General features: G+C 71.0%; 18 protein-coding genes and 2 pseudogenes. 12 read left to right on the top strand and 8 right to left on the bottom strand.

Annotation, left to right across the window (positions count from 1 at the left end; all coding sequences use genetic code 11):
- Positions 1 to 29 precede the first annotated feature (29 nt).
- The 3 genes from ACFQZQ_RS11365 (at position 30) to ACFQZQ_RS11355 (ending at position 2010) form a co-directional block, all read left to right on the top strand.
- Complete coding sequence (locus tag ACFQZQ_RS11365) at positions 30 to 560, top strand: GNAT family N-acetyltransferase (RefSeq protein WP_386812906.1); 531 nt, start codon at positions 30 to 32, stop codon at positions 558 to 560.
- On the top strand, positions 557 to 1234 hold the full coding sequence (gene pyrE, locus ACFQZQ_RS11360; protein ID WP_386812905.1) for an orotate phosphoribosyltransferase: 678 nt from the start codon (positions 557 to 559) through the stop codon (positions 1232 to 1234). Before ACFQZQ_RS11365 ends, pyrE begins: the two co-directional genes overlap by 4 nt.
- A 122-nt stretch (positions 1235 to 1356) precedes the next feature.
- Positions 1357 to 2010 (top strand): hypothetical protein, encoded by a 654-nt coding sequence (locus ACFQZQ_RS11355; protein WP_386812904.1) that lies wholly within the window; start codon positions 1357 to 1359, stop codon positions 2008 to 2010.
- Between the two features lie 181 nt (positions 2011 to 2191).
- Here ACFQZQ_RS11355 and ACFQZQ_RS11350 read toward each other — a convergent pair whose 3' ends face one another.
- From ACFQZQ_RS11350 to coaBC, 3 genes and pseudogenes are all read right to left on the bottom strand, one after another.
- On the bottom strand, positions 2192 to 4534 hold the full coding sequence (locus ACFQZQ_RS11350) for a phosphomannomutase/phosphoglucomutase (protein WP_386812903.1): 2343 nt from the start codon (positions 4532 to 4534) through the stop codon (positions 2192 to 2194).
- Positions 4535 to 4578: 44 nt separating this feature from the next.
- A complete protein-coding gene (gene dut / locus ACFQZQ_RS11345; protein ID WP_386812902.1) occupies positions 4579 to 5037 on the bottom strand; it encodes a dUTP diphosphatase in 459 nt (152 codons plus the stop codon).
- Positions 5034 to 6298 (bottom strand): annotated as a pseudogene (gene coaBC / locus ACFQZQ_RS11340) (bifunctional phosphopantothenoylcysteine decarboxylase/phosphopantothenate--cysteine ligase CoaBC). Before coaBC ends, dut begins: the two are co-directional and overlap by 4 nt.
- Before the next feature lie 137 nt (positions 6299 to 6435).
- On the opposite strand from coaBC, the gene radC reads away from it, so the two are divergent.
- The 5 genes and pseudogenes from radC (at position 6436) to ACFQZQ_RS11315 (ending at position 10740) form a co-directional block, all read left to right on the top strand.
- A complete protein-coding gene (gene radC / locus ACFQZQ_RS11335) occupies positions 6436 to 7110 on the top strand; it encodes a RadC family protein (protein WP_386812901.1) in 675 nt (224 codons plus the stop codon).
- Positions 7111 to 7213: 103 nt separating this feature from the next.
- A pseudogene (locus ACFQZQ_RS11330) lies at positions 7214 to 7429 on the top strand (GIY-YIG nuclease family protein); the annotation flags it as partial.
- Between the two features lie 189 nt (positions 7430 to 7618).
- Positions 7619 to 9307 (top strand): arginine--tRNA ligase, encoded by a 1689-nt coding sequence (gene argS / locus ACFQZQ_RS11325; protein ID WP_386812924.1) that lies wholly within the window; start codon positions 7619 to 7621, stop codon positions 9305 to 9307.
- Entirely contained in the window at positions 9308 to 10123 is an 816-nt protein-coding gene (locus tag ACFQZQ_RS11320) for an SPOR domain-containing protein (protein WP_386812900.1), read from the top strand.
- A 212-nt stretch (positions 10124 to 10335) separates the two neighbouring features.
- The gene (locus ACFQZQ_RS11315; protein ID WP_386812898.1) at positions 10336 to 10740 is read left to right on the top strand and encodes a hypothetical protein; all 405 of its coding nucleotides are present in this window, start codon (positions 10336 to 10338) and stop codon (positions 10738 to 10740) included.
- 48 nt (positions 10741 to 10788) lie between these two features.
- Here ACFQZQ_RS11315 and ACFQZQ_RS11310 read toward each other — a convergent pair whose 3' ends face one another.
- From ACFQZQ_RS11310 to speA, 3 genes are read right to left on the bottom strand one after another with little or no spacing between them, the layout of a single operon-like run.
- Positions 10789 to 11673, bottom strand: coding sequence for an NAD(P)-dependent oxidoreductase (locus ACFQZQ_RS11310; RefSeq protein ID WP_386812897.1), 885 nt, complete (start codon positions 11671 to 11673; stop codon positions 10789 to 10791).
- Between the two features lie 3 nt (positions 11674 to 11676).
- Entirely contained in the window at positions 11677 to 11928 is a 252-nt protein-coding gene (locus ACFQZQ_RS11305) for a YciI family protein (protein ID WP_386812896.1), read from the bottom strand.
- A 13-nt stretch (positions 11929 to 11941) separates the two neighbouring features.
- Positions 11942 to 13843: an arginine decarboxylase gene (gene speA, locus ACFQZQ_RS11300; RefSeq protein ID WP_386812895.1), complete on the bottom strand. Its 1902-nt coding sequence runs from the start codon at positions 13841 to 13843 to the stop codon at positions 11942 to 11944.
- A gap of 215 nt (positions 13844 to 14058) precedes the next feature.
- On the opposite strand from speA, the gene speE reads away from it, so the two are divergent.
- Positions 14059 to 14910, top strand: coding sequence for a polyamine aminopropyltransferase (speE, locus tag ACFQZQ_RS11295; protein ID WP_386812894.1), 852 nt, complete (start codon positions 14059 to 14061; stop codon positions 14908 to 14910).
- 257 nt (positions 14911 to 15167) lie between these two features.
- Here speE and ACFQZQ_RS11290 read toward each other — a convergent pair whose 3' ends face one another.
- Entirely contained in the window at positions 15168 to 16304 is a 1137-nt protein-coding gene (locus ACFQZQ_RS11290) for an acyltransferase family protein (RefSeq protein ID WP_386812893.1), read from the bottom strand.
- A gap of 429 nt (positions 16305 to 16733) precedes the next feature.
- Between ACFQZQ_RS11290 and ACFQZQ_RS11285 the strand changes: the two genes are divergently transcribed.
- Positions 16734 to 18641: a GGDEF domain-containing protein gene (locus ACFQZQ_RS11285; protein ID WP_386812892.1), complete on the top strand. Its 1908-nt coding sequence runs from the start codon at positions 16734 to 16736 to the stop codon at positions 18639 to 18641.
- A gap of 30 nt (positions 18642 to 18671) precedes the next feature.
- Here ACFQZQ_RS11285 and ACFQZQ_RS11280 read toward each other — a convergent pair whose 3' ends face one another.
- A complete protein-coding gene (locus ACFQZQ_RS11280) occupies positions 18672 to 19010 on the bottom strand; it encodes a P-II family nitrogen regulator (protein WP_386812891.1) in 339 nt (112 codons plus the stop codon).
- Positions 19011 to 19219: 209 nt separating this feature from the next.
- Between ACFQZQ_RS11280 and ubiK the strand changes: the two genes are divergently transcribed.
- Complete coding sequence (gene ubiK / locus ACFQZQ_RS11275) at positions 19220 to 19486, top strand: ubiquinone biosynthesis accessory factor UbiK (RefSeq protein WP_386812890.1); 267 nt, start codon at positions 19220 to 19222, stop codon at positions 19484 to 19486.
- Positions 19487 to 19496: 10 nt separating this feature from the next.
- On the top strand, positions 19497 to 21014 hold the full coding sequence (locus ACFQZQ_RS11270) for a YifB family Mg chelatase-like AAA ATPase (RefSeq protein WP_386812889.1): 1518 nt from the start codon (positions 19497 to 19499) through the stop codon (positions 21012 to 21014).
- Positions 21015 to 21081 lie beyond the last annotated feature (67 nt).

Here is a 21081-nt window from a genome sequence, read left to right as displayed (position 1 = left end):
CCCGGAGCCGCTGGCCTATCATGCGGCGCATGTCCCGCATCATCTCTTCCATGGTCGATGTCATGCCGGTAGGCGACGACGCCACCGCGCGCGCGGTGCACGCGCTGCAGCTGGCGCCCGAACAGGCCCGCTACGTCGGCGACATCGCGTTCAACCTCGGCGACAGCCTACGCGACCCGATGAGCGAGGCGATGGCGGTGCGCGTCGGCGACGAGGTGGTCGGCTTCTACCGGCTCGACTTCGCGCCCAACGCGGTCGCCGGTCGCACGCTGGCCGAGCCCAGCGTCGGCCTGCGCGCGCTGGTGATCGGCCGCGCGTGGCAGGGCCGCGGCATCGGCGCCCAGGCGATGGCCGCGTGCCGCGACGACCTGCGCCGGCGCCATCCGCAGCGCGCGCTGCTGGTGCTGACGGTCAACTGCGAGAATCACGCCGGCATCGCGATGTACCGCAAGGCCGGTTTCGTCGACACCGGCGAGCTCTACCACGGCGGCAGTGCCGGCCCGCAGCACCTGCTGCTGCTGCGCCTGCAGCCATCCCCGACCACTGAACGAACGCCATGACCGACCACCGCTCCCGCTTCCTGCGCTTGGCCCTGCGCGTCGAGGCGCTGCGCTTCGGCCAGTTCACCCTCAAGTCCGGGCGCCAGAGCCCGTACTTCTTCAACGCCGGCCGCTTCGATTCGGGCGTGGCCATGGCGGAGCTGGCCAGCTGCTACGCCGACGCGATCGATGCGCATTTTGCCGAGGTCGACCTGCCGGCTTTCGACATGCTCTTTGGCCCGGCGTACAAGGGCATTCCGCTGGCGACCGCGCTGGCCTGCGAGTACGCGCGCCGCGGCCGCGACCTGCCGCTGGCGTTCAACCGCAAGGAAGCCAAGGCCCACGGCGAGGGCGGCAGCCTGATCGGCGCGCCGTTGGCCGGCCGCCGGGTGCTGATCGTCGACGACGTGATCACTGCCGGCACCGCGATCCGCGAGGCGCTGGCGATCATCGCCGGCGCCGGCGGCACGGCCGCCGGGATCGTGATCGCGCTCGACCGCCAGGAGGCGGTCGACCCGGCCACTTCGCGACGCTCGGCGGCAGAAACTGTCGCGCTCGAACACGCACTGCCGGTGGTCGCGGTGGCCAGCCTGCACGACCTGCTCGCGCTGGCCGGCGCCGACGCCGCCCTGGCGGCACAGCGCGCGCAACTGATCGCCTACCGCGACGCCTACGGCAGCGTCATCGGGGACTGAGCGGACCGCGCGCAGATTCTCCGCCGCGGCGCCGGCCGCCGTTCGTGGCCAAGCTGGCCCGAGTTTTGCATTGCTCTTCCCAAATGGTCATTGGAATGACCGGCCGAGAGAGACGGACTGACATGAGCAAGCTCCACCCGCTGTTCGCCACCGCGCTGCTGGCCATGCTGGGCAGCCACGCGCTCGCGCAGAACGCGCCGAGCAAGAAGCTGTACTGCTGGACCGAGAACGGCCGCAAGGTCTGCGGCGACGCGTTGCCGGCCGAAGCGGTCGACAGCGCGCGCACCGAGATCAGCGCCAAGAGCGGCCTGGCGACCGGTCGCGTCGACCGCGCGCCGAGCGCCGACGAGCGCAGCGCCGCGGCCGCGCAGGCCGAGCTTGACCGGCAGGCCGCGCTCGCCAAGGAGGCCCGGCTGCGGCGCGAGATGGCGATGGTCGAGTCCTACGCCAGCGAAGCCGAACTGCGCCGCGCCTACGAGCACCGCATCTCGCTCAGCGCGGGCACGGTGAAGGCCTCGCGGATGAGCGTGGCGGCCCTGCGCCAGAGTCTGCTGACGCTGCTGCGCCGCGCCGGCGAATCCGAGCTGGCCGGCAAGCCGGTGGCCAGGCCGCTGGCCGAGAACATCCGCGCCCAGCACGGCGAACTGCTGCGGCAGCAGGGCATGCTGGTGCAGCAGCAGCGCGAGGCCGGTGAGATCGAGGGCGAGTTCGGCGATGCCCTGGCGCGTTACCGCGCGCTGAAGACGCCGGCAACGCCGGCCAGCAACGGCGGCTGACGAGCGCCTCGCTGCCGGCATCCGTAGGGTGTAGGGCGGGTTTCAACCCGCCGCCCTTTCCCTGCGTTGGCGAGGCATGGCGATGGCGGGTTGAAAACCCGCCCTACACACCGCTCCGTGCAACGGACAACAAAAAAAAGGGCGCCGCTGGCGCCCTTTTTCGTCGCGTCCGCCGAACCCTTCAGAACGGCAGCGCGAGGTCCGGCTTCAGCGCCAGCAATTGCGCGCGGAACTCGCCCTGGATCCGTGCCAGCGCCTCGCGCGAATCGGCATCGAAGCGCATGACCAGCACCGGGGTGGTGTTGGACGCGCGCACCAGGCCCCAGCCGTCGGCGAAGTCGACGCGCAGGCCATCGATGGTCGACAGCCGCGCACCCTCGAACACCGCCGCATTGCGAAAGCGCTCGACGAACGCGTGCGGGTCGCCGCCGGGCGCATCGACCTTGATCTCCGCGGTCGACACGCCGTCGGGCAGCGCGTTGAGCGCCTCGGTCGCGGTGTGCGGCTGCGCGGCCAGGATCTCGAGCAGGCGTGCGGCGGCGTAGATGCCGTCGTCGAAGCCGTACCAGCGCTCCTTGAAGAAGAAGTGGCCGCTCATCTCGCCGGCCAGCTCGGCGTCGGTCTCGCGCATCTTGGCCTTGATCAGCGAGTGCCCGGTCTTCCACATCAACGGGCTGCCGCCGTGGCGCAGGATGTGTCCGGGCAGGCGCCCGGTGCACTTGACGTCGTAGATGATCTGCGCGCCGGGATTGCGCTCGAGCACGTCGGCGGCGAACAGCATCAGCAGGCGGTCGGGGAAGATGTTCTGGCCGTCGCGGGTGACCACGCCGAGGCGGTCGCCGTCGCCGTCGAAGGCGATGCCCAGGTCGGCATCCAGGCGCGCGACCATTTTGATCAGGTCGACCAGGTTGTGCGCCTCGCTCGGGTCGGGGTGGTGGTTGGGGAAGGTGCCGTCGATCTCGCAGTACAGCGGCGTGACCTCGGCGCCGATCGCCTCCAGCACCTTCGGGCCGAGTTCGCCGGCGACGCCGTTGCCGGCGTCGACCACGACCCGGAGCGGGCGGTCGAGCTGCACGTCCGAGGCCACGCGCTGCACGTAGTCGTCGTTGATGTCGCGCTGCTCCAGGCCGCCGAGGCTGTCGGCGTGGTACAGCCGGTCCTCGGCGATGCGCGCGTACAGCGCAGTGATGGTGTCGCCGGACAGGGTCTCGCCGTCGATCACGATCTTGAAGCCGTTGTAGTCGGGCGGGTTGTGGCTGCCGGTGACCGACACGCAGGAGCCGGCACGCAGGTGGTAGGCGCCGAAGTACACCAGCGGCGTCGGCGCCAGGCCGATGTCGATGACATTGCGGCCGGCCCTGCGCAGTCCGGCGATCAGGCCCTCGGTCAGCATCGGCCCGGACAGGCGGCCGTCGCGGCCAACCACGATGTCGCGCTGGCCCTGCTCGTGCATCGCGGTGCCGATGGCGTGGCCGATCAGTTCGGCGACGCCGGCGTCGAGGCTCTGGCCAACGATGCCGCGGATGTCGTAGGCGCGGAAGATGCCGCGGTCGATGCCGAGCGGGGCGGTGGCGGTGGTGTCGGCAGCGGTTTCGGTCACGGCAGGCAAGGTGGGTTCCATCGTTGGTTGTTGGTTCATCGCCTCGGCGAGCGTCTGCGCGGAGCCCTCGGCATCCTCGAGCGGCGCGGCCTGGCGGCGCGCGAGCAACGCCGGGCCGCGCCAAGCCAACAGCGCGAGCAGCGCGAACAGCGCCGCCGCCAGCGCGCAACCCAGCGCACCCAGGCCCAGCGGGCCACCGGCGACGTCCGGCACCGCCGCGACCACGCGCAGGTCGCTGCCCGGGACCTTGCTGGCGAGCGCTTCGGCACCGCCGGCCAGCGCCGTGTCGCCGCGCTCGACGACGCTGGCCCCACCCTGGCGCAGCGCCAGGTAGCTGTCGTCGCGGAGGCTCGCCGCATCGATGCCGGCACTGACGCGCTGCAGCGGCAGGCGCGCGATCGCGACCCCGGCCAGTTGCCCCGCCTGCTTCAGCGGCGCGGCAAGCGCGAGCTGCGCGGCGCCGCCGTCACGGATCACCCAGGCCACGGTCTTGTCCTCGGCCAGCGCGGCCTCCAGCGCCGCCAGGCGGCCGTAGCCGCCGGCCTTGGCACTGCCGGCCAGCCCGGCGTAGGCGGTTTCCAGGTCTGGGGCCAGCACCGCGCCGTCGCTCGCCCCCGGCCAGCCGGCGGTCAGCCGGGTGCCGGCGGTGGCCAGGTCGCCCGCCGTGAGCGCCGAATGCACCCCGGGATCGGCCAGTTGCGCGGCGAAGCGCTTCTGTTCGGCGGCCAGCGCCTGCGCCGCGCTGCGCACCGCCGCGTCGCGCGCCGCGGTGACCGCGCCGCGGCGGGCACCGTCCTGGTACTGCTCCCACGCGTTCCAGCCGAACCAGGCCGCCAGCAGCGCGGCCACGCCGATCGCCAGCGGCAGCAGCGGCTTGAGTTGCGCCGCCGACAGCTGCGGGCGTTCCATCTTCAGATCGACCATTGCGGTGTTGCCCCTGTTTGCGCGGTTTGTTTGCCGCGCCGATTTCAGCGCACGCCGGTGTGGCCGAAGCCGCCGGATCCGCGCGCCGTGGATTCAAATTCGTCGACCACCTGCAGCGTCGCGCGCACGATCGGCAGCACGACCAACTGGGCGATGCGATCGCCCGGCTGCATCGTAAAAGCCTCGCGCCCGCGATTCCACACGCTGATCAGCAGCGGCCCCTGGTAATCGGCGTCGATCAGGCCGGTGCCGTTGCCCAGCACGATGCCGTGTTTGTGGCCCAGCCCGGAGCGCGGCAGGATCACCGCGCACATGGTCGGGTCGCCGACGTGGATTGCCAGCCCCGACGGCACCAGCGCGGCGTCGCCGGGCTCCAGCGTCAGTTCGGCGTCGAGCGCGGCGCGCAGGTCGAGGCCGGCGCTGGCCGCGGTGGCGTAGGCCGGCAGTGGCCAGTCGCCGCCGAAGCGCGGGTCGAGCACTTTCAGTTCGAGGGTGTGGTTCATGGCGTGCGCTTCATGGCGCCGGTCGGCGGCGCGAGGCGATTGGCGAGGCGATCTGCGAGGTGCTCGGCGACCAGGTCGAGCAGTTCGTCGGCCAAGCGGGTCTTCGGCGCCGGGCCGAGCGCGCGTTCGCCATCGGCCCAGTACACGGTCAACGCGTTGTCGTCGCTCTCGAACCCGCTGCCGGCCACGCCGACCCGGTTGGCCGCGATCAGGTCGAGGTTCTTCCTGGCGAGCTTGCCGCGCGCGTAGTGCGCGACCTCGCCGGTCTCGGCGGCGAAGCCGACCACCAGCGCCGGGCGCAGCGGGTGCACGGCGATATCGGCCAGGATGTCCGCGGTACGCACCAGCTGCAGCGTCATCGTGTCGACGCCGGCCTGCTTCTTGATCTTGTCGGCGGCGACCCGGGCCGGGGCGAAATCGGCGACCGCGGCGGCGCCGATGTAAACGTCGGCCGGCAGCGCGGCCAGCACCGCTGCGTGCATCTGCGCGGCCGAGCGCACGTCGATGCGTTCCATCCCATCCGGGGTCGGCAACGCCACCGGGCCGGCGACCAGCAGCACCTGCGCGCCGCGCCGCGCCGCGGCCTGCGCGATGGCGAAGCCCATCTTGCCGCTGCTGCGGTTGCCGATGAACCGCACCGGGTCGATGTCCTCGAAGGTCGGCCCGGCGCTGACGACGATGCGCCGGCCGGCGAGGGACGCGGCAGGGGTCATGCGTCGCGCGGCCGAGCGGCGTCGACCAGGGCGGCATCGATGACGGCCGCGACGATCGCGCCCGGCTCGCTCATGCGCCCGGGGCCGGACTCGCGCTCGGCCAGCGGGCCGTCGTCGGGGCCGACCACCTGCACCCCGCGCGCGCGCAGCGTGGCGATGTTGGCCTGGGTGGCCGGGTGCAGCCACATGCGGTGGTTCATCGCCGGCGCGACCGTGATCGGCGCGGTGGTGGCCAGGCACAAGGTGCTGACCAGGTCGTCGGCGAAGCCGTGGGCGAGCTTGGCCAGAGTGTTCGCGGTGGCGGGTGCGACCACGATCCGGTCGGCCCAGCGCGCCAGCTCGATATGGCCCATCGCCGCCTCGGCGGCGGCGTCCCACAGTGAAGTGCGCACCGGGTGGCCGGACAGCGCCTGGAACGTGGTCGCGCCGACGAACTGCTGCGCGGCATCGGTCATCGCCACGGTCACCTCGGCGCCGGCGTCGCGCAACCGGCGCACGAGTTCGGCGGCCTTGTACGCGGCGATGCCGCCGCACACGCACAGCAGCACTTGGTGCCCGGGCAGTTTCTGGCCTTGCAGCACGCTCACGTTAAGGAAATTCCTACCGCCGAACCGGCCGTTAGCTTACCCGATGGGCCTGCGCGGCCCGATGCCCGCCGCGCGCTCCCGGACGCCACGCTGCGGCCATGCATATTCGAGACTGGCCCAGCGCCGAACGCCCCCGCGAGAAGCTGTTGGCCCGCGGCGCCGGCGCGCTGTCGGACGCCGAACTGCTGGCGATCTTCCTCGGCTCGGGGCTGGCCGGTCGCGATGCGGTGGCGACCGCGCGCGAACTGCTCACGCAGCACGGCCCGTTGCGCGCGCTGCTGGAGCGTGCTCCGGCCCAGCTGATGAGGCTGCCCGGGCTCGGCCCGGCCCGCGCCTGCGCGCTGGCCGCGGCACTCGAACTGGGCCACCGCCACCTGTCCGCCGATCTGGAACGAGGCGCCGCGCTCAGCGACCCGCAGGCGGCCGGCCGCTACTTCGCCCAGCGCCTGCGCGGCTCGCCACACGAAGTGTTCGCCGCCCTGTTCCTCGACACCCGCCACCGCGCGATCGCGTTCGAGGAGCTGTTCCGCGGCACCGTCGACGGCGCCGAGGTCCACCCACGCGAGGTCGTGCGTCACGCGCTGGCGCTGAACGCGGCGGCGCTGATCGTCGGCCACAACCACCCCAGCGGCAACCCCGAGCCCAGCGCCGCCGATCGCGCCGTGACCGCGCGGCTCAAACAGGCGCTGGCGCTGGTCGACATCCGCCTGCTCGACCATTTCGTGATCGCCGACGGCCCGCCGGTGTCGCTGGCGGCGCGGGGTTGGGTGTGAGCGTGGAGCAGCCTCTGCCTGCGCTGCTGCCTGCGCTGCTGCCCGTGCTTCTGCTCATGCCGTCATCCCGAGCACAGCGAGGGACCTGCTGTGGGCTCTTGCCGTGGTCGTGACCTACTACGTTTACATTCTTTCCAGCCGATCCCGAGCGATATACGTCGGGATGACCAACGACCTCACGCGCCGCGTCTTCGAGCACGGGACGCACGCGGTACCGGGGCACACATCCCGATATCGGATTACCCGATTGGTGTTTTTCGAGGCAACGGATAACCCATACGCCGCCATCGTCCGCGAAAAGCAGATCAAGGGCTGGCGACAGGAGAAGAAGATGGCGCTCATCGAGGCTGGCAACCCACGTGGGAGGACTTGGCAGCAATCTGGGTGGACGACCGCGCGGCGCCAGCAGGTCCCTCACTGCGTTCGGGATGACAGCGGGGAAGGGGCGGCCGAGGCCCGCCCGCCCTCGCGTACAATCCCCGCTCCCGCAACACCTCGCAGAACCCCCGTGAAATCCACTCTCCGCGCGCTCGTCGCGCAGGCCATCGATGCGTTGCGCGCCGCCGGCACCTTGCCGGCCGAGGCCGCGCTGCCCGACTTCGTGATCGAGCGCCCCAAGACCCGCGCCCAGGGCGACTTCTCGACCAACGCCGCGATGCTGCTCGCTAAGCCGGCCAAGTCGAACCCGCGCGCGATCGCGCAGGCGCTGGTCGACGCGCTGCCGGCCAATACCGACATCGCCCGGGTCGAGATCGCCGGGCCGGGCTTCATCAACTTCCATGTCGCCGAAGCCGCGTGGCGGCAGCAGCTCGGCGCGGTGTTCGCCGCGGGCGAGCGCTACGGCCGCAACGACAGCGGCCGCGGCCAGCGCGCGGGCGTCGAGTACGTGTCGGCCAACCCGACCGGGCCGCTGCACGTCGGCCACGGCCGCGCGGCGGTGATCGGCGACTGCATCGCGCGCGTGCTCGATGCCAACGGCTGGGACGTGGCGCGCGAGTTCTACTACAACGACGCCGGCGTGCAGATCGAGAACCTCGCGCTGTCGGTGCAGGCGCGCGCGCAGGGCATCGCGCCCGACGCCGCCGGCTGGCCGGAGAACGGCTACCGCGGCGACTACATCGCCGATGTCGCCCAAGCCTACCTGCGCGGCGACACGGTCGAGTTCGAGGACCACACGGTCACCGGCGAGAAGAACCCGGACGACCGCGACGCGATCCGCCGCTTCGCCGTGGCCTACCTGCGCAACGAGCAGAACGGCGACCTGGCCGCGTACGGCGTCGGCTTCGACGTGTACTTCCTGGAAAGCTCGCTCTACAACGACGGCAAGGTCGAGGAGACCGTGCGCGAGCTGATCGCGCACGGCCACACCTACGAGGAAGGCGGCGCGCTGTGGCTGCGCACGACCGATTTCGAGGACGACAAGGACCGCGTGATGCGCAAGTCCGACGGCAGCTACACCTATTTCGTGCCCGACGTCGCCTACCACCTGAGCAAGTGGCAGCGCGGCTACACCCGCGCGATCACCGAGCTGGGCGCCGACCACCACGGCAGCCTCGCGCGCGTGCGCGCCGGCCTGCAGGCGCTCGACCTGGGCATCCCGCGCGGCTGGCCGGAGTACGTGCTGCACCAGATGGTCACGGTGATGCGCGGTGGCGAGGAAGTGAAGCTGTCCAAGCGCGCCGGCAGCTACCTCACCCTGCGCGACCTGGTCGACGAGGCCGGCCGCGACGCGACCCGCTGGTTCCTGGTCGCGCGCAAGCCTGATTCGCAGCTCACGTTCGACATCGACCTGGCGCGTTCGCAGTCGCTCGACAACCCGGTGTACTACGTGCAGCTGTCGCATGCGCGCATCTGCGGCGTGTTCCGGCAAGCGACGGAGCGCGGCTTCGCGTTCGATCGCGAGCACGGCCTGGCGCAGGCGCTCGACGTCGCCGACGACGCCGCGCACGAGCTGGTGACCACGCTGCTGCGTTACCCGGACGTGGTCGAGAGCGCCGGCCGCGACCTCGAACCGCACCAGCTCGCGGCTTACCTGCTGGAGCTGGCACAGACCTTCCAGACGTACTACAACGACCACCAGTTCCTGGTCGACGATGCCGCGACCCGCGATGCGCGCCTGGTGCTTGCCGCGGCCACGCGCCAGGTACTGGCGAACGGTTTGGATCTATTGGGCGTCAGCGCCCCCGAGGTGATGTAAGTGGCAGCACGGCGCAACAAATCGCAGGCACGGCGCAACGGCGGCAACAACGGCGGATTGCCGGGCTGGGCGTGGATGGTGCTCGGCATCGTGCTGGCGCTGGGCGTGGTGTTTCTCGCCCCGAAGTACCTCAAGTCCGACGGCGACGGCTTCTTCCGCCCGCAGCCCAACCCGGACGCGCAGCCCGCGCCGGTGGCCAGCGCCGAGGACGAGGTGGTGGCGCCCGACGGTGACAGCGCGCCGACCTCGGCCAAATCGGGTGGCAAGCCGGCGACGGACGCCAAGGCGGACGACGAGGGCGGCACCGAGTTCGATTTCTACACCCTGCTGCCGGGCAAGGAGGTGCCGCTGACCGACGCCGAGCTGGCCGCGACCGAACGCGCCGAAGCCCAGCGCGACGCACAGCAGGCGCGCACCGCGGCCGCCGCCCAGGCCAGCGCTGGCGCGACGCCCGCCCCGGCGTTGCCGCGCCCGGTCGACACCGAGCCCAGTACCGACCCGGCCGCCGCGCCGCCGGCGCCGACCCAGGTGGCCAGCGCGACCCCGGCCAAGCCGGTGGCGGCGCCCGCCGCGGCCGAGGACAGCGCCCGCTACCTGCTGCAGGCCGGCGCGTTCCAGGCCTCGGGCCAGGCCGAGGAACTCAAGGCGAAGATCGCCCTGCTCGGCCTGGGTGCGCGGGTCGAGTCGGCCGCGATCGGTGGCAAGACCGTGTACCGCGTGCGCATGGGGCCGTACGGCACCGCCAGCGACCTGGCCGAGGCCAAGCGCAAACTCGCCAGCGGCGGCTTGCCGGGCATGGCGATCCAGGTCAAGTAGCTGCCCTGGCAGGATCCCGGCCGACGGCAAGCGCTCGTCGCCGGCCTCGACCGCGGCGCAGCCGCTTCGAATCTAGCCATGCGGCTCGCGCGCTCGCGACGGCGCACGGTGCGACCGCGCAGTCGACGCCGGTCGCAAAACGCCTGCTCGCCAGGCACCGCCCAAGCGCGGCAGCGATAGACTCTGCGGCATCCATCCTGGGGAGCGATGACGTGGACCAACGCATTCTGTACGGCTGCATCGCGGCGCTGGGCGTGATGCTCGGCTTCGATCTGCTGACCCGGGCCTCGGGCGTGGAACTCGACCTGCCGGTCTCGACGCCGTTGGGCAGCATCGCCACCGGAGGCGTGCTGGTGACCTTCGCCGCGATGACGCTGGGCGCGTGGATCGCGCGCCGCGACTTCCGCTGGGTCGCGTTGGCGTTGAACGCGGTGCTGTGGGTGATGGTGATCGCGGTGCTGCACTCGGTCGCGATGCCCACCGACGCCAACGCGTCGCTGTCGGCGATCCTGAAGTTCAGCGGCCTGGGGATCGTGCTGAGCCTGGCCGCGTCGTGGCTCGGCGCGATGCTCGGCCAGCGCCTTGCCGCGCGCCGCGGCCTGCCGGCTACCCCCTGACCAACCGGGAGCGAGCGGCTAAACCACCCTGGCAAAGCCGACCCGCGCTCAACCGCGCTTGAGCGTGATCAAGGCCGACGTGTCCGACTCGCCATGCCCGCGCTCGACCAGTTCGGCGTAGTCGGCGGCGGCCTGGTCGATGGTGTGGCTGCGGATGCCGGCGTCACGCGCCATGCCCTGGACGATGCGCAGGTCCTTGAGCATGTGCCCGCACTTGAAACCCGGCGCGAACTCGTCGCGCAGCATCGTCGCCCCGCGCTTGTCGAGGAACCAGTTGCCGGCCGCGCCCGCCATCAGCGTCGGCAACAGCCGCTCCGCGTCCAGCCCGAGCTTCTCGCCCAGCGCGAGGCCTTCGCACACGGCCTCGTTGATGCCGGCGACCAGCACCTGGTTGATCGCCTTGGTCGCCTGGCCGGCGCCGGTGGCGCCCATGTGGCTGATGCGCGCGGCGTAGCTGTCGAGCACCGGGCGCGCGCGCTCGAGCACGTCCGCGTTGCCGCCGACCATCACCGACAGCTTGCCGTTGCGCGCGCCTTCGACGCCGCCCGACACCGGCGCGTCGAGGAAGCCGATGTCGTGCACGGCCAGCATCGCCGCGGCGCGGCGCGCGGTGTCGACCGCGACCGTGGAATGGTCGATCACGATCGCGCCGCGCTTGAGCACCGCCGCCAGCGCGGTGACGTTCTCGAGCACGTCGAAATCGAGCGGCACGCACAGCGCGACCACGTCGCAGTCGGCGAAATTGTCGGCCGAGCGCGCCGCGCGCACCCCCAGTCCGGCGGCGAACGCGTCGGCCTTGTCCTGGGTGCGGGTGGCGACCGCGGTCAGCAGGCCGCGCGCGTGCAGGTGGCGCGCCATCGGCGCGCCCATCGCGCCCAGGCCGATGAAGCCGACCTTGGGGGCGCTGCGGTCATCGCTTGCGGTGTTCATCATCGGTCAGGCATTCCATTCGTGGACGGTGAGCCGCGACGCGCCGGCGGTGTGCAGCGGATCGGCGTCGACAATCGCGCGGGCATCGTCGAGGTTCGCGGCCAGCAGCACGTAGGCGCCGCCGGTCTGGTCGGAGAACGCGCCGGTCAGCTCCAGCCGGCCTTGCGCACGCAGGCCGTCGAGAAACCCGCGGTGCGGGGCGACCACGGCCGCGTCGAAGCCCGGGTTGCGCCAGGCCAGTACCAGATAGCGCTTCATGGGGATTTCCGGTTTACGCCAGCGGCGCGTCGTCGAGGTAGGTGTACCCGGTGAGCCCGGTCTCCAACGCGGCGTTCAAGCGCTCCGCCTCGTCGGCCGGCAGGTTGGCGGCCGCCACCTTGGAACGGTACGCCGCGCGCAGGTCGGACAGCTGGTAGCCGACGTAGTCGAGCATCACGTCGGTGGTGTCGCCGCGCCGCTGCTGGGCCAGGCGATAGCCGCCGCCGTCGGCATTCCCGTCCACCCGCACCTCGACCGCATCGGTGTCGCCGAACAGGTTGTGGATGTCGCCGAGGATCTCCTGGTACGCACCGACCAGGAAGAAACCGAGCCGGTAGCTGTCGCCCGGCTTGAGCGCGTGCATCGGCAGCGAGCTGTTGAGCGACTCGTTCTCGACGTAGGTGTCGATCTTGCCGTCCGAATCGCAGGTCATGTCGGCGATCACGCCGCGCCGCGTCGGGGCCTCGTCCAGGCGCTCGATCGGCACGATCGGGAATACCTGCTGGATCGCCCACACGTCGGGCATCGACTCGAACACGCTGAAGTTGACGAAGTACTTGTCGACCAGGCGCTGGTTGAGCTCGTCGAGCACCGCCTGGTGGCTCTTCTCGCCCGCGCTCAGGCGCGCCCGCACCTCGTGCGCGATCGCGTAGAACAGGTCGTCGATGCGCGCGCGGTGGGTCAGGTCGATCTGGCCCAATGCATACAGCGACAGGCCCTCGCTGTGGTGGTGCTGGGCCTCGTGGAACAGCTCGACCGCCGGGCGCGCATCGAGCTCGGCGTGGATCTCGCGCAGGTGGCGGATCACCGCCGGCTCGTCCTCGTGCTCGTCGGGCACGCGACCTTCGGGCGCCTCCTCGACCTCGGCGACATTGGCGACCAGCACCGCGTGGTGCGCGGTCATCGCGCGGCCGCACTCGGTGACGATGCGCGGCGGCGTCAGCCCGTATTCCTCGCAGGCCTCGGCCAACGGCTGGACGATGTTGGACGCGTACTGGTTGACGCCGTAGTTGATCGAGCAGTAGCTGCGCGAGCGCGTGCCCTCGTAGTCGATGCCCAGGCCGCCGCCCACGTCCATGTAGCGCACCTGGGCGCCGAGCACCGACAGCTCGACGAAGTAGCGCACCGCCTCGCGCATGCCGTTGGCGATGTCGCGCACGTTGGAGATCTGCGAGCCCATGTGGAAATGCAGCAGGCCCAGGCAATCCTCCATGCCGGCGTCGCGCAGCTGCTTCCACAGGTCCAGCACCTGGCGCGGGCTGAGGCCGAACTTGGCCTTGTCGCCGCCGCTGTTCTGCCACTTGCCGGCACCGAGGCTGGCCAGGCGCATGCGCACGCCCAGGCCCGGCTTCACGCCCAGCGCCTGGGCCTCCTCCATGACCAGCGCCAGCTCGGACGGCTTCTCGACCACGATCCAGGTCTCGAGCCCGAGCTTGCGCCCGATCAGCGCCAGGCGGATGTACTCGCGGTCCTTGTAGCCGTTGCATACGATCAACCCGCCCGGCCGGCTCAGCGCCAGCACCGCCATCAGCTCGGGCTTGCTGCCCGCCTCCAGGCCAAAGCCTTCGCCGTGGTGCGAGGCCAGGGTGCCGGCGACGCCCTGGTGCTGGTTGACCTTGATCGGGTACACCGCGGTGTAGCCGCCGGGGTAACTCCACTCGTCCATCGCATGCGCGAACGCGCCCTGCAGCTTGCCCAGGCGGTCGCCGAGGATGTCCGGGAAGCGCACCAGCATCGGCAGCTTGGCGCCGTTGGCGCGCGCCGCGTCGACGATCTGCGGCAACGCCAGGCTCGGGCCCTGCGCGCCACGCGGGCTGATGCTGACCTGCCCGGCAGCGTTGACGTCGAAGTAGCCTTCGCTCCAGTGCGGGATCGAGTAGGTCTTGCGGGCCTGATCAATCGACCAGTCGGACATCGGCGTGGCACCGGCAGGGTTGGGGGACGCGCATTCTACCCCCGGTGTCTGTACGCGGCCGTAGCGTGGCGCCGATGCGTCCCGGATCACGCCGTCACCGGCGTGTTCGCCGGCGTTCGCTACAATCCGCGCCCCTAACTTCGGCCCGATCGACGTGCGATGCCTTTTGCGGGATCGTGTGCGTCGGAACGGGCCACTGCACTGGACGGACTGGAATGAACGCGAATACGACGTGGCACTACGAGAACTTCGAACCCGCCGGCTCGGCCATCGGCTACCGCATCACCAAGAAGCTCGATGAAGTGCAGTCGCCGTTCCAGAAGATCGAGATCTACGAAAGCACCGACTGGGGCAACCTGATGCTCATCGACGGCGCGATGATGCTGACCACGCGCGACAACTTCCTCTACCACGAGATGATGTCGCACCCGGCGCTGTTCACCCACGCCGACCCGAAGCGGGTGGTCATCATCGGCGGCGGCGACTGCGGCACCCTGCGCGAGGTGCTCAAGCACCCCGGTGTGCAGAGCGCGACCCAGTGCGACATCGACGAGCAGGTCACGCGAATGGCCGAGAAATGGTTCCCGGAGCTGTGCGATTCCAACCACGACCCGCGCGCCGAGCTGCTGTTCGACGACGGCATCGCCTACATGGCGAACTGCGCGCCGGGCAGCGTCGACATCGTGATCGTCGACTCGACCGACCCGGTCGGCCCGGCCGAAGGCCTGTTCAACAAGGCGTTCTACGCCAGCTGCTTCGCCGCGCTCAAGGACGACGGCATCCTGGTGCAGCAGTCCGAGTCGCCTTTGGTGCTGCTGGAACTGATCAAGGAAATGCGCGCCGAGATGGCCAAGGCCGGCTTCACCACGTTCCAGACCCTGCCGTTCCCGCAGCCGTGCTACCCGACCGGCTGGTGGTCGTGCACGCTGGCCAGGAAGTCCGGCGGCTTCGCGTTCCGCGAAGCCGATGCGCGCGCCAAGGCATTCGATTCGAAGTACTACAGCGCCGACATCCACAAGGGCGCGGCGACGCTGCCGCCGTTCGTGGCCGCCGCGCTGGGCGAGTAAGCCACCGTCACCCTGCCCTTGCCGTCATCCCGAGCGCAGCAAGGAATCTCCTGGACGCGAAAGCCCCGCCAAGCGCGGGGCTTTTCGTAGGGAGGTTTAGACGCAATGCGCCATAACCCAGCATCGCGCACGTCCCCCTGGGTGCGCTTGCTGGCTATCGCCGCGCGACCCACCCATGCGCTGGGTTGATGTAGCCAACCCAGCCGACGGCCGAGGGAGGTCAGGTCTCCAGAAGCGACAATTCAGCAGCGTCGGTATCAGCCCGCCGACGGCTCCACAATCGCTGCAGGCAACGGTACGCCGATCAGATGTCGCCGGCGTCGCTCGCGCAGCCGCAGGAACGGCCGCTCGACTCCGTAATACAGCGCTGCACCGCCGAATGCGGTGGCGGCCGCATACACCAGGAACGCGAGCAGCCCGCGGCCCTGAAGCCACTCCCCGGAGCCCCGCTCCACCGCCACGAATACAAGCTTGTGGCTGAGGTAGAGGCTGTAGGACGCGGCCGCGATCCAGCCCACACCCGGCCACGAAAATCGACTGATCCAACTCGTCGTGCTGATGCCCGCCACCACCAGACACGCGATCGCCGCGGACAACAGCGGCCACCCGATCGTGTTGCCAAGCAGGCCCGTGCGGTCGCGGAACAGCCAGAACGCCAGCGCCATGCCGAGCAACCCGAGCAGCAAGAAGCTGTTTCCGCGCGCGAGCAGGCGCTCCCACCACGCCGGCCGGAAAGCCGCCACGGTCGCCAGCATCACTCCCGCGAGCAGCCCATCGAGGCGGCTCCAGGTAGGGTAGAAGATATCCTCGACGAACCAGTTCCGATCCGGATCCAAGGCGGTGTAATGCAGCCACACGGCGCCCCGCAGCACTACGCCTGCCACGACCAGGACCGCGCACACGGCCAGGAACTTCGCCGTCGACGGCCGACGCGTCAAACCCCACGCCAGTGCCGGAAACAACAGGTAGAAGTGCTCCTCGACGCACAGCGACCAGGCATGCGAGAACGCCTGTTGGCTGCCGTAGTCGATCAACAGGTTGACGCTGAAGGTAGCGAACTGCCACCACGGCGCCAGCCCGGGCGCCTCGCGCATCGCCGGAAATGCGACGTATATCGCCAGCACCACCAGGAACGCGGGCAGAATTCGGTAGGCGCGGCGGACGTAGAACGAACCAAACGAAAGGTCGCCTCCGTGGGCCAGCGGCGAAAGCACCTGGCGACCGATCAGGAACCCGCTCAGGACAAAGAAGATATCCACGCCCATCCAGCCATAGCGCGAAAGCCATGCAAGGTCGGGCGCAAGCCCACCGACCAGGAACGAATGGAACAACATCACCCAGACGATGGCGATGGCGCGGAGGAGATCGAGGCCGGGCAGGCGGGTCGTGCGCATCATTGGTGTCGATCGCCCGGCGTGGGCGGTTGCAAAGTGTAGTGGCGCGTCGTTATTGGCGGAATGCGTTTTCGTCCCTACGCTGGCTACAGCCCGTCGCCGTCCATCTCGCCGGTGCGATCAGTACCACCCGCTCCAGGTCCCAGACTAAGATCTTGCCGTCGCCGGACTTGCCGGTACCGCCAGCCTTCAGATCCGCTACTACCCGGCCGATATCCATCGTGGCGCGCCGGCGCTGAACGGCTGATCCGGTTCGGCGCGAGTCGCCGCAGTCCGCGATGACGGCCGTGCCGTCGGTCGCCACGACACCGCCACCCGGGGAGGGGTGGCGTAGGCAACACCGGCCGGGGGCTCTCGGCGCAAGGGATTGAAGCGTGATTGCGTGGTCCCTTGCTCGCGGGTGCGTCGATGCCGTTCCATAGCCTTTTATTGCCAGCCCTCGCCGCGCTCCTCGCGCTCGCCGGGGCGTGCGCGCCGGCAGCGGCACAGGAGCGGCCTGACGGTCGTGGCCCACGGCCGACGACCGCCGCGGCGTTTGATCGCGCCTTTGAGCGGATCGCCGCGGACGCTGCCTGGGAGTTCGACGAAAAGCGCGCGCGCGCCGACCTCGCGACCCTGCACGAGCTGCTGCCGCCGGGCGACGCCCGCCGCGAACTTGGCTACCGCGCGCTCGCCTGCGCCTGGCACCCGGACGAGCCCGCGAGCGGACGCGCGTTCGCCGAGCGCGGCATCGCCGACGCGCGCCGCGCGCGCGCGCCGCAGTTGCAGGTGCACTTCCATTACTGCCGCGCCAGTCATGCCGAGGTCGCGCTCGATACGCGCGCGGCGATCACCGACTACGGTACCGGCATCATGCTCGCGCGCAGCCTCGGCGAGGCGCGACTGCACGGCGATGGCCTGGCGCTGCGCGGCGGCGTGCGCTCGCGGCTCGGCGAACAGGCGCTGGCGCTGATCGACACGCTGGACGCAGGCGCGGTCTACCGACGTGCCGGCTTGCGCGCTCGCGCCGAAGCCAACCTGCAACGCGTCGCGATCGTCTACCGGCGCATGGGCGAGCACCGGCAGGCGCTGCGCTATCTCGAACGCAGCCGCGTGGTGTCGCTGCGCGAGCGCAACTGGATCTCGCTGATCTCGGACGAACTGCAGACCGCGTACGCTTTCGAAGACCTCGGTCAAGCCGCGCAGGCACTCGCGGCCTACGAACGCGCGCTGCAGGTCGCACGGGACCACGGCTTTGACAACCACTTCGGCTTCATCCACCTCGGCATGGCCTATGCGCAGACGCAGCTCGGTGCACCCGCGCGGGCGTTGCAGCTGCTCGACCAGGCGCAGGCCGAGTTCGCCGCGGCCGGCGACCACACCAACGCGGGGATGCTCGAACTGCGTCGCGGTGAAGCGAATGCGGCGCTAGGCCGACATGCGCGCGCGCTGCGGCACTTCGACCGCGCGGCGCCGCTGCTGCAGCGTGAGGACAACGAGCGCTACCTCGCGATGTTCCACCTTGCGCGTGCCGCCACGCTCGAAGCGCTGGGCCGGCCGCAGCCCGCGCTCGCCGATTTCAGGCGCTACCTGCAGCTGCATGACGCCTTGCAACGCCGCCTCGGCGACGAGCGCACGCGCCTGCTCCAGCACCGCTTCGATGCGAAGCAGCGCGAGCACGAGAATCGCCGGCTGGTCGCCGAAACGCGACTGCGCGACGCCCGGCTCGAGGCGCTGCTGCGCGCCCGGCGCTGGCAGTGGAGTGCGCTCGGGCTCGGCGCGGTGCTGATCCTGCTGATGGTGGCGCTGGTGCTGCGGCAAGTGCGCGGCGCGCGCCGGCTGCGCGACCTCGCCCACACCGACGCGCTGACCGGGGTCGCCAACCGGCGCCGGATCGAGCAGTTCGGCGAGGACGCGATCGCGCACGCGCGCGACGACCGGCGGCCACTGACCACGCTGGTCATCGACATCGACCACTTCAAGCGCATCAACGACACGCACGGCCATGACGTCGGCGACGCGGTGCTGACGCGCGTCGCACAGACTTGCTCGGGAGCACTGCGCCAGGGCGACCTGCTCGGCCGCAGCGGCGGCGAGGAGTTCCTGGTGGTGCTGCCCGACGCCGACCAGGCCGGTGGCCTGCGCATCGCCGAGCGCCTGCGCGCGAGCGTCGAGCGGTTGGCGCTGGACGACCTCGCGCCTGGCCTGCGGGTGTCCGTCAGCGTCGGCGTCGCCCGCCTGCGCCGCGAGGACCGCGGCCTGGTCGAACTCACCCGGCGCGCGGACAGCGCGCTGTATCGGGCGAAACACGACGGCCGCAACCGGATCGAGGACGAGGCGCTCGCCGCGTCGGCGTGATCGCCGGCGATGCCCGCCACGCGGATGCGGCTACAACGCGTCGCCGTCCATCTCGCCGGTCCGGATCCGCACCACCCGCTCCATCTCCCAGACGAAGATCTTGCCGTCGCCGATCTTGCCGGTGCCGGCGGCCTTCATGATCGCCTCGACCACGCTGTCGACCTGGTCGTCGGTGACCGCGACCTCGAGCTTGATCTTGGGCAGGAAGTCGACCACGTACTCGGCGCCGCGGTAGAGCTCGGTGTGGCCCTTCTGGCGGCCGAAGCCCTTGACCTCGGTGGCGGTGATGCCGGCGACGCCGGCCTCGGCCAGCGCCTCGCGCACGTCGTCGAGCTTGAACGGCTTGATCACCGCCATGACCATCTTCATCGGCTGCCTCTCCCCTGCGGGCACTGTTCGCTGGCGGCAGGATAACGCGAAGGTCACGCGGCCCGGCCCGGGCTTGCGGTAGAGTGCGCGCCGTCCCGGCCCACCGCCTCGGGCGTATCGGATTTTTCCGACAGCGCAGCGCGGCCGGCGCCGATAGCGCAGCCCCGGCCGCACGGCCACGCTGGCTGCACCGCCGCAGGAGCCATCCCATGATCGACCTCAGCCACATCGACGACCTCGCCCGCCGCCTCAGCTCGCTGGTGCCGCCGGGCCTGCGCGAGGGCCGCGACGAACTGCAGCAGAACTTCAAGTCGGTGCTGCAGTCGGGCCTGGCCAAGCTCGACCTGGTCACGCGCGAGGAGTTCGACGTGCAGCGCGCGGTGTTGCTGCGCACCCGCGAGAAGCTCGAACAGCTGCAGGCCGCGGTCGCCGAGCTCGAATCGCAGCTCGACCGCCCCGCGCCGCCGCGCCACTGAGCCGGCCACCATGAACCTGGCACTCGTGCACAGCCGTGCGCGTTCGGGCGTGCGTGCGCCCGCGGTCCGGGTGGAAGTGCACCTGGGCGGCGGCCTGCCGGCGATGTCGATCGTCGGCCTGCCCGAAGCCGCGGTGCGCGAAGCCAAGGACCGGGTGCGTGCGGCGATCCAGTGCGCGCAGTTCGAATTCCCGGCGCGGCGCATCACCGTCAACCTCGCGCCGGCTGACCTGCCCAAGGACGGCGGCCGCTTCGATCTGGCGATCGCGCTGGGCATCCTTGCCGCGAGCGGCCAGGTGCCGCTGGAGGCGTTGCAGGAGTACGAGTTTCTCGGCGAGCTCGGCCTGACCGGCGAGCTGCGCGCGGTCGACGGCGTGCTGCCGGCGGCGCTCGCCACCGCGCAGGCCGGGCGCAAGCTGGTCGTGCCGGCCGGCAACGGCGCCGAGGCCGCGCTGGCGACGCAGGTCGAGGCCTGCACCGCGCGCACGCTGCTGGAGGTGTGCGCGATGCTGGAAGGGCGCAAGCCGCTGCCGCACGCGATCGCGCTGCCGACCGTGCGCGAGCGCGGCCCGGACCTGGCCGACGTGCGCGGGCAGGCGCACGCGCGGCGCGCACTGGAGATCGCCGCGGCCGGCGGCCACCACTTGTTGTTGATCGGCCCACCGGGCTGCGGCAAGACCCTGCTCGCCTCGCGCTTGTCGGGCCTGTTGCCCGAGGCCTCGGAGGAGGAGGCGCTGGAAGCGGCGGCGATCGCCTCGGTCAGCGGTCGCGGTCTGGATCCGGCGCGCTGGCGGGAACGGCCTTACCGCTCGCCGCACCACACCGCCAGCGCGGTGGCGCTGGTCGGCGGCGGCGCCGAGCCGCGCCCGGGCGAAATTTCCCTCGCACATCGCGGCGTGCTGTTCCTCGACGAACTGCCCGAATGGGACCGGCGTGCGCTCGAGGTGCTGCGCGAGCCGCTCGAGTCGGGCGTGGTCACGGTGTCGCGCGCGGCGCGCAGCTCGGAGTTCCCGGCGCAGTTCCAGCTGGTCGCGGCGATGAACCCCTGCCCGTGCGGCTGGGCCGGCGACAGCAGCGGGCGCTGCCGTTGCAACGGCGAGGCGATCCGCCGCTACCGCGCGCGCATCTCCGGGCCGCTGCTCGACCGCATCGACCTGCACATCGAGGTACCGCGGTTGCCGCCGACCGAGCTGCGGCCCGATGCGCCCGACGGCGAGTGCACCTTGGATGTGCGCGAGCGCGTGGTGCAGGCGCGCGCGGTCCAGCACGGTCGCGCCGGCAAGCCGAATGCCCGCTTAAGCCAGGCCGAAACCATGGCAACCTGCCGGCTCTCCAACGCCGACCACGCCTTGCTCGAACGCGCGGTCGACACCCTGCAACTGTCGGCGCGCTCGTTGCACCGCATCCTGCGGGTCGCGCGCACGATCGCCGACCTTGCCGGCCAACCGCAGATCCTAACCGCGCACCTGAGCGAGGCGATCGGCTACCGGCGGATCGACCGCGGCAGCCAGTCCACCCAGGCGGCCTGAGCGCCCCGGACCAGCCCGGCCTAGTTTGCGGCGCGGACAGCCATGGCGGGTTGAAACCCGCCGTACG

The sequence above is a fragment of the Lysobacter koreensis genome, assembly GCF_042677045.1.
Classification (GTDB): Bacteria; Pseudomonadota; Gammaproteobacteria; order Xanthomonadales; family Xanthomonadaceae; genus Lysobacter_K; species Lysobacter_K koreensis.
Note: the sequence above shows the minus strand (reverse complement) of the source record. Positions and strands in the feature narration are given on the sequence as shown.

What these genes read in the sequence shown, in the direction of transcription:
- ACFQZQ_RS11365 (WP_386812906.1), top strand. Translation starts at nt 30, where the DNA reads ATGTCCCGCATCATCTCTTCCATGGTCGATGTCATGCCGGTAGGCGAC.
- pyrE (WP_386812905.1), top strand. Translation starts at nt 557, where the DNA reads ATGACCGACCACCGCTCCCGCTTCCTGCGCTTGGCCCTGCGCGTCGAG.
- ACFQZQ_RS11355 (WP_386812904.1), top strand. Translation starts at nt 1,357, where the DNA reads ATGAGCAAGCTCCACCCGCTGTTCGCCACCGCGCTGCTGGCCATGCTG.
- ACFQZQ_RS11350 (WP_386812903.1), bottom strand. Translation starts at nt 4,534, where the DNA reads ATGGTCGATCTGAAGATGGAACGCCCGCAGCTGTCGGCGGCGCAACTC.
- dut (WP_386812902.1), bottom strand. Translation starts at nt 5,037, where the DNA reads ATGAACCACACCCTCGAACTGAAAGTGCTCGACCCGCGCTTCGGCGGC.
- radC (WP_386812901.1), top strand. Translation starts at nt 6,436, where the DNA reads ATGCATATTCGAGACTGGCCCAGCGCCGAACGCCCCCGCGAGAAGCTG.
- ACFQZQ_RS11310 (WP_386812897.1), bottom strand. Translation starts at nt 11,673, where the DNA reads ATGATGAACACCGCAAGCGATGACCGCAGCGCCCCCAAGGTCGGCTTC.
- ACFQZQ_RS11305 (WP_386812896.1), bottom strand. Translation starts at nt 11,928, where the DNA reads ATGAAGCGCTATCTGGTACTGGCCTGGCGCAACCCGGGCTTCGACGCG.
- speA (WP_386812895.1), bottom strand. Translation starts at nt 13,843, where the DNA reads ATGTCCGACTGGTCGATTGATCAGGCCCGCAAGACCTACTCGATCCCG.
- speE (WP_386812894.1), top strand. Translation starts at nt 14,059, where the DNA reads ATGAACGCGAATACGACGTGGCACTACGAGAACTTCGAACCCGCCGGC.
- ACFQZQ_RS11290 (WP_386812893.1), bottom strand. Translation starts at nt 16,304, where the DNA reads ATGCGCACGACCCGCCTGCCCGGCCTCGATCTCCTCCGCGCCATCGCC.
- ACFQZQ_RS11280 (WP_386812891.1), bottom strand. Translation starts at nt 19,010, where the DNA reads ATGAAGATGGTCATGGCGGTGATCAAGCCGTTCAAGCTCGACGACGTG.
- ubiK (WP_386812890.1), top strand. Translation starts at nt 19,220, where the DNA reads ATGATCGACCTCAGCCACATCGACGACCTCGCCCGCCGCCTCAGCTCG.
- ACFQZQ_RS11270 (WP_386812889.1), top strand. Translation starts at nt 19,497, where the DNA reads ATGAACCTGGCACTCGTGCACAGCCGTGCGCGTTCGGGCGTGCGTGCG.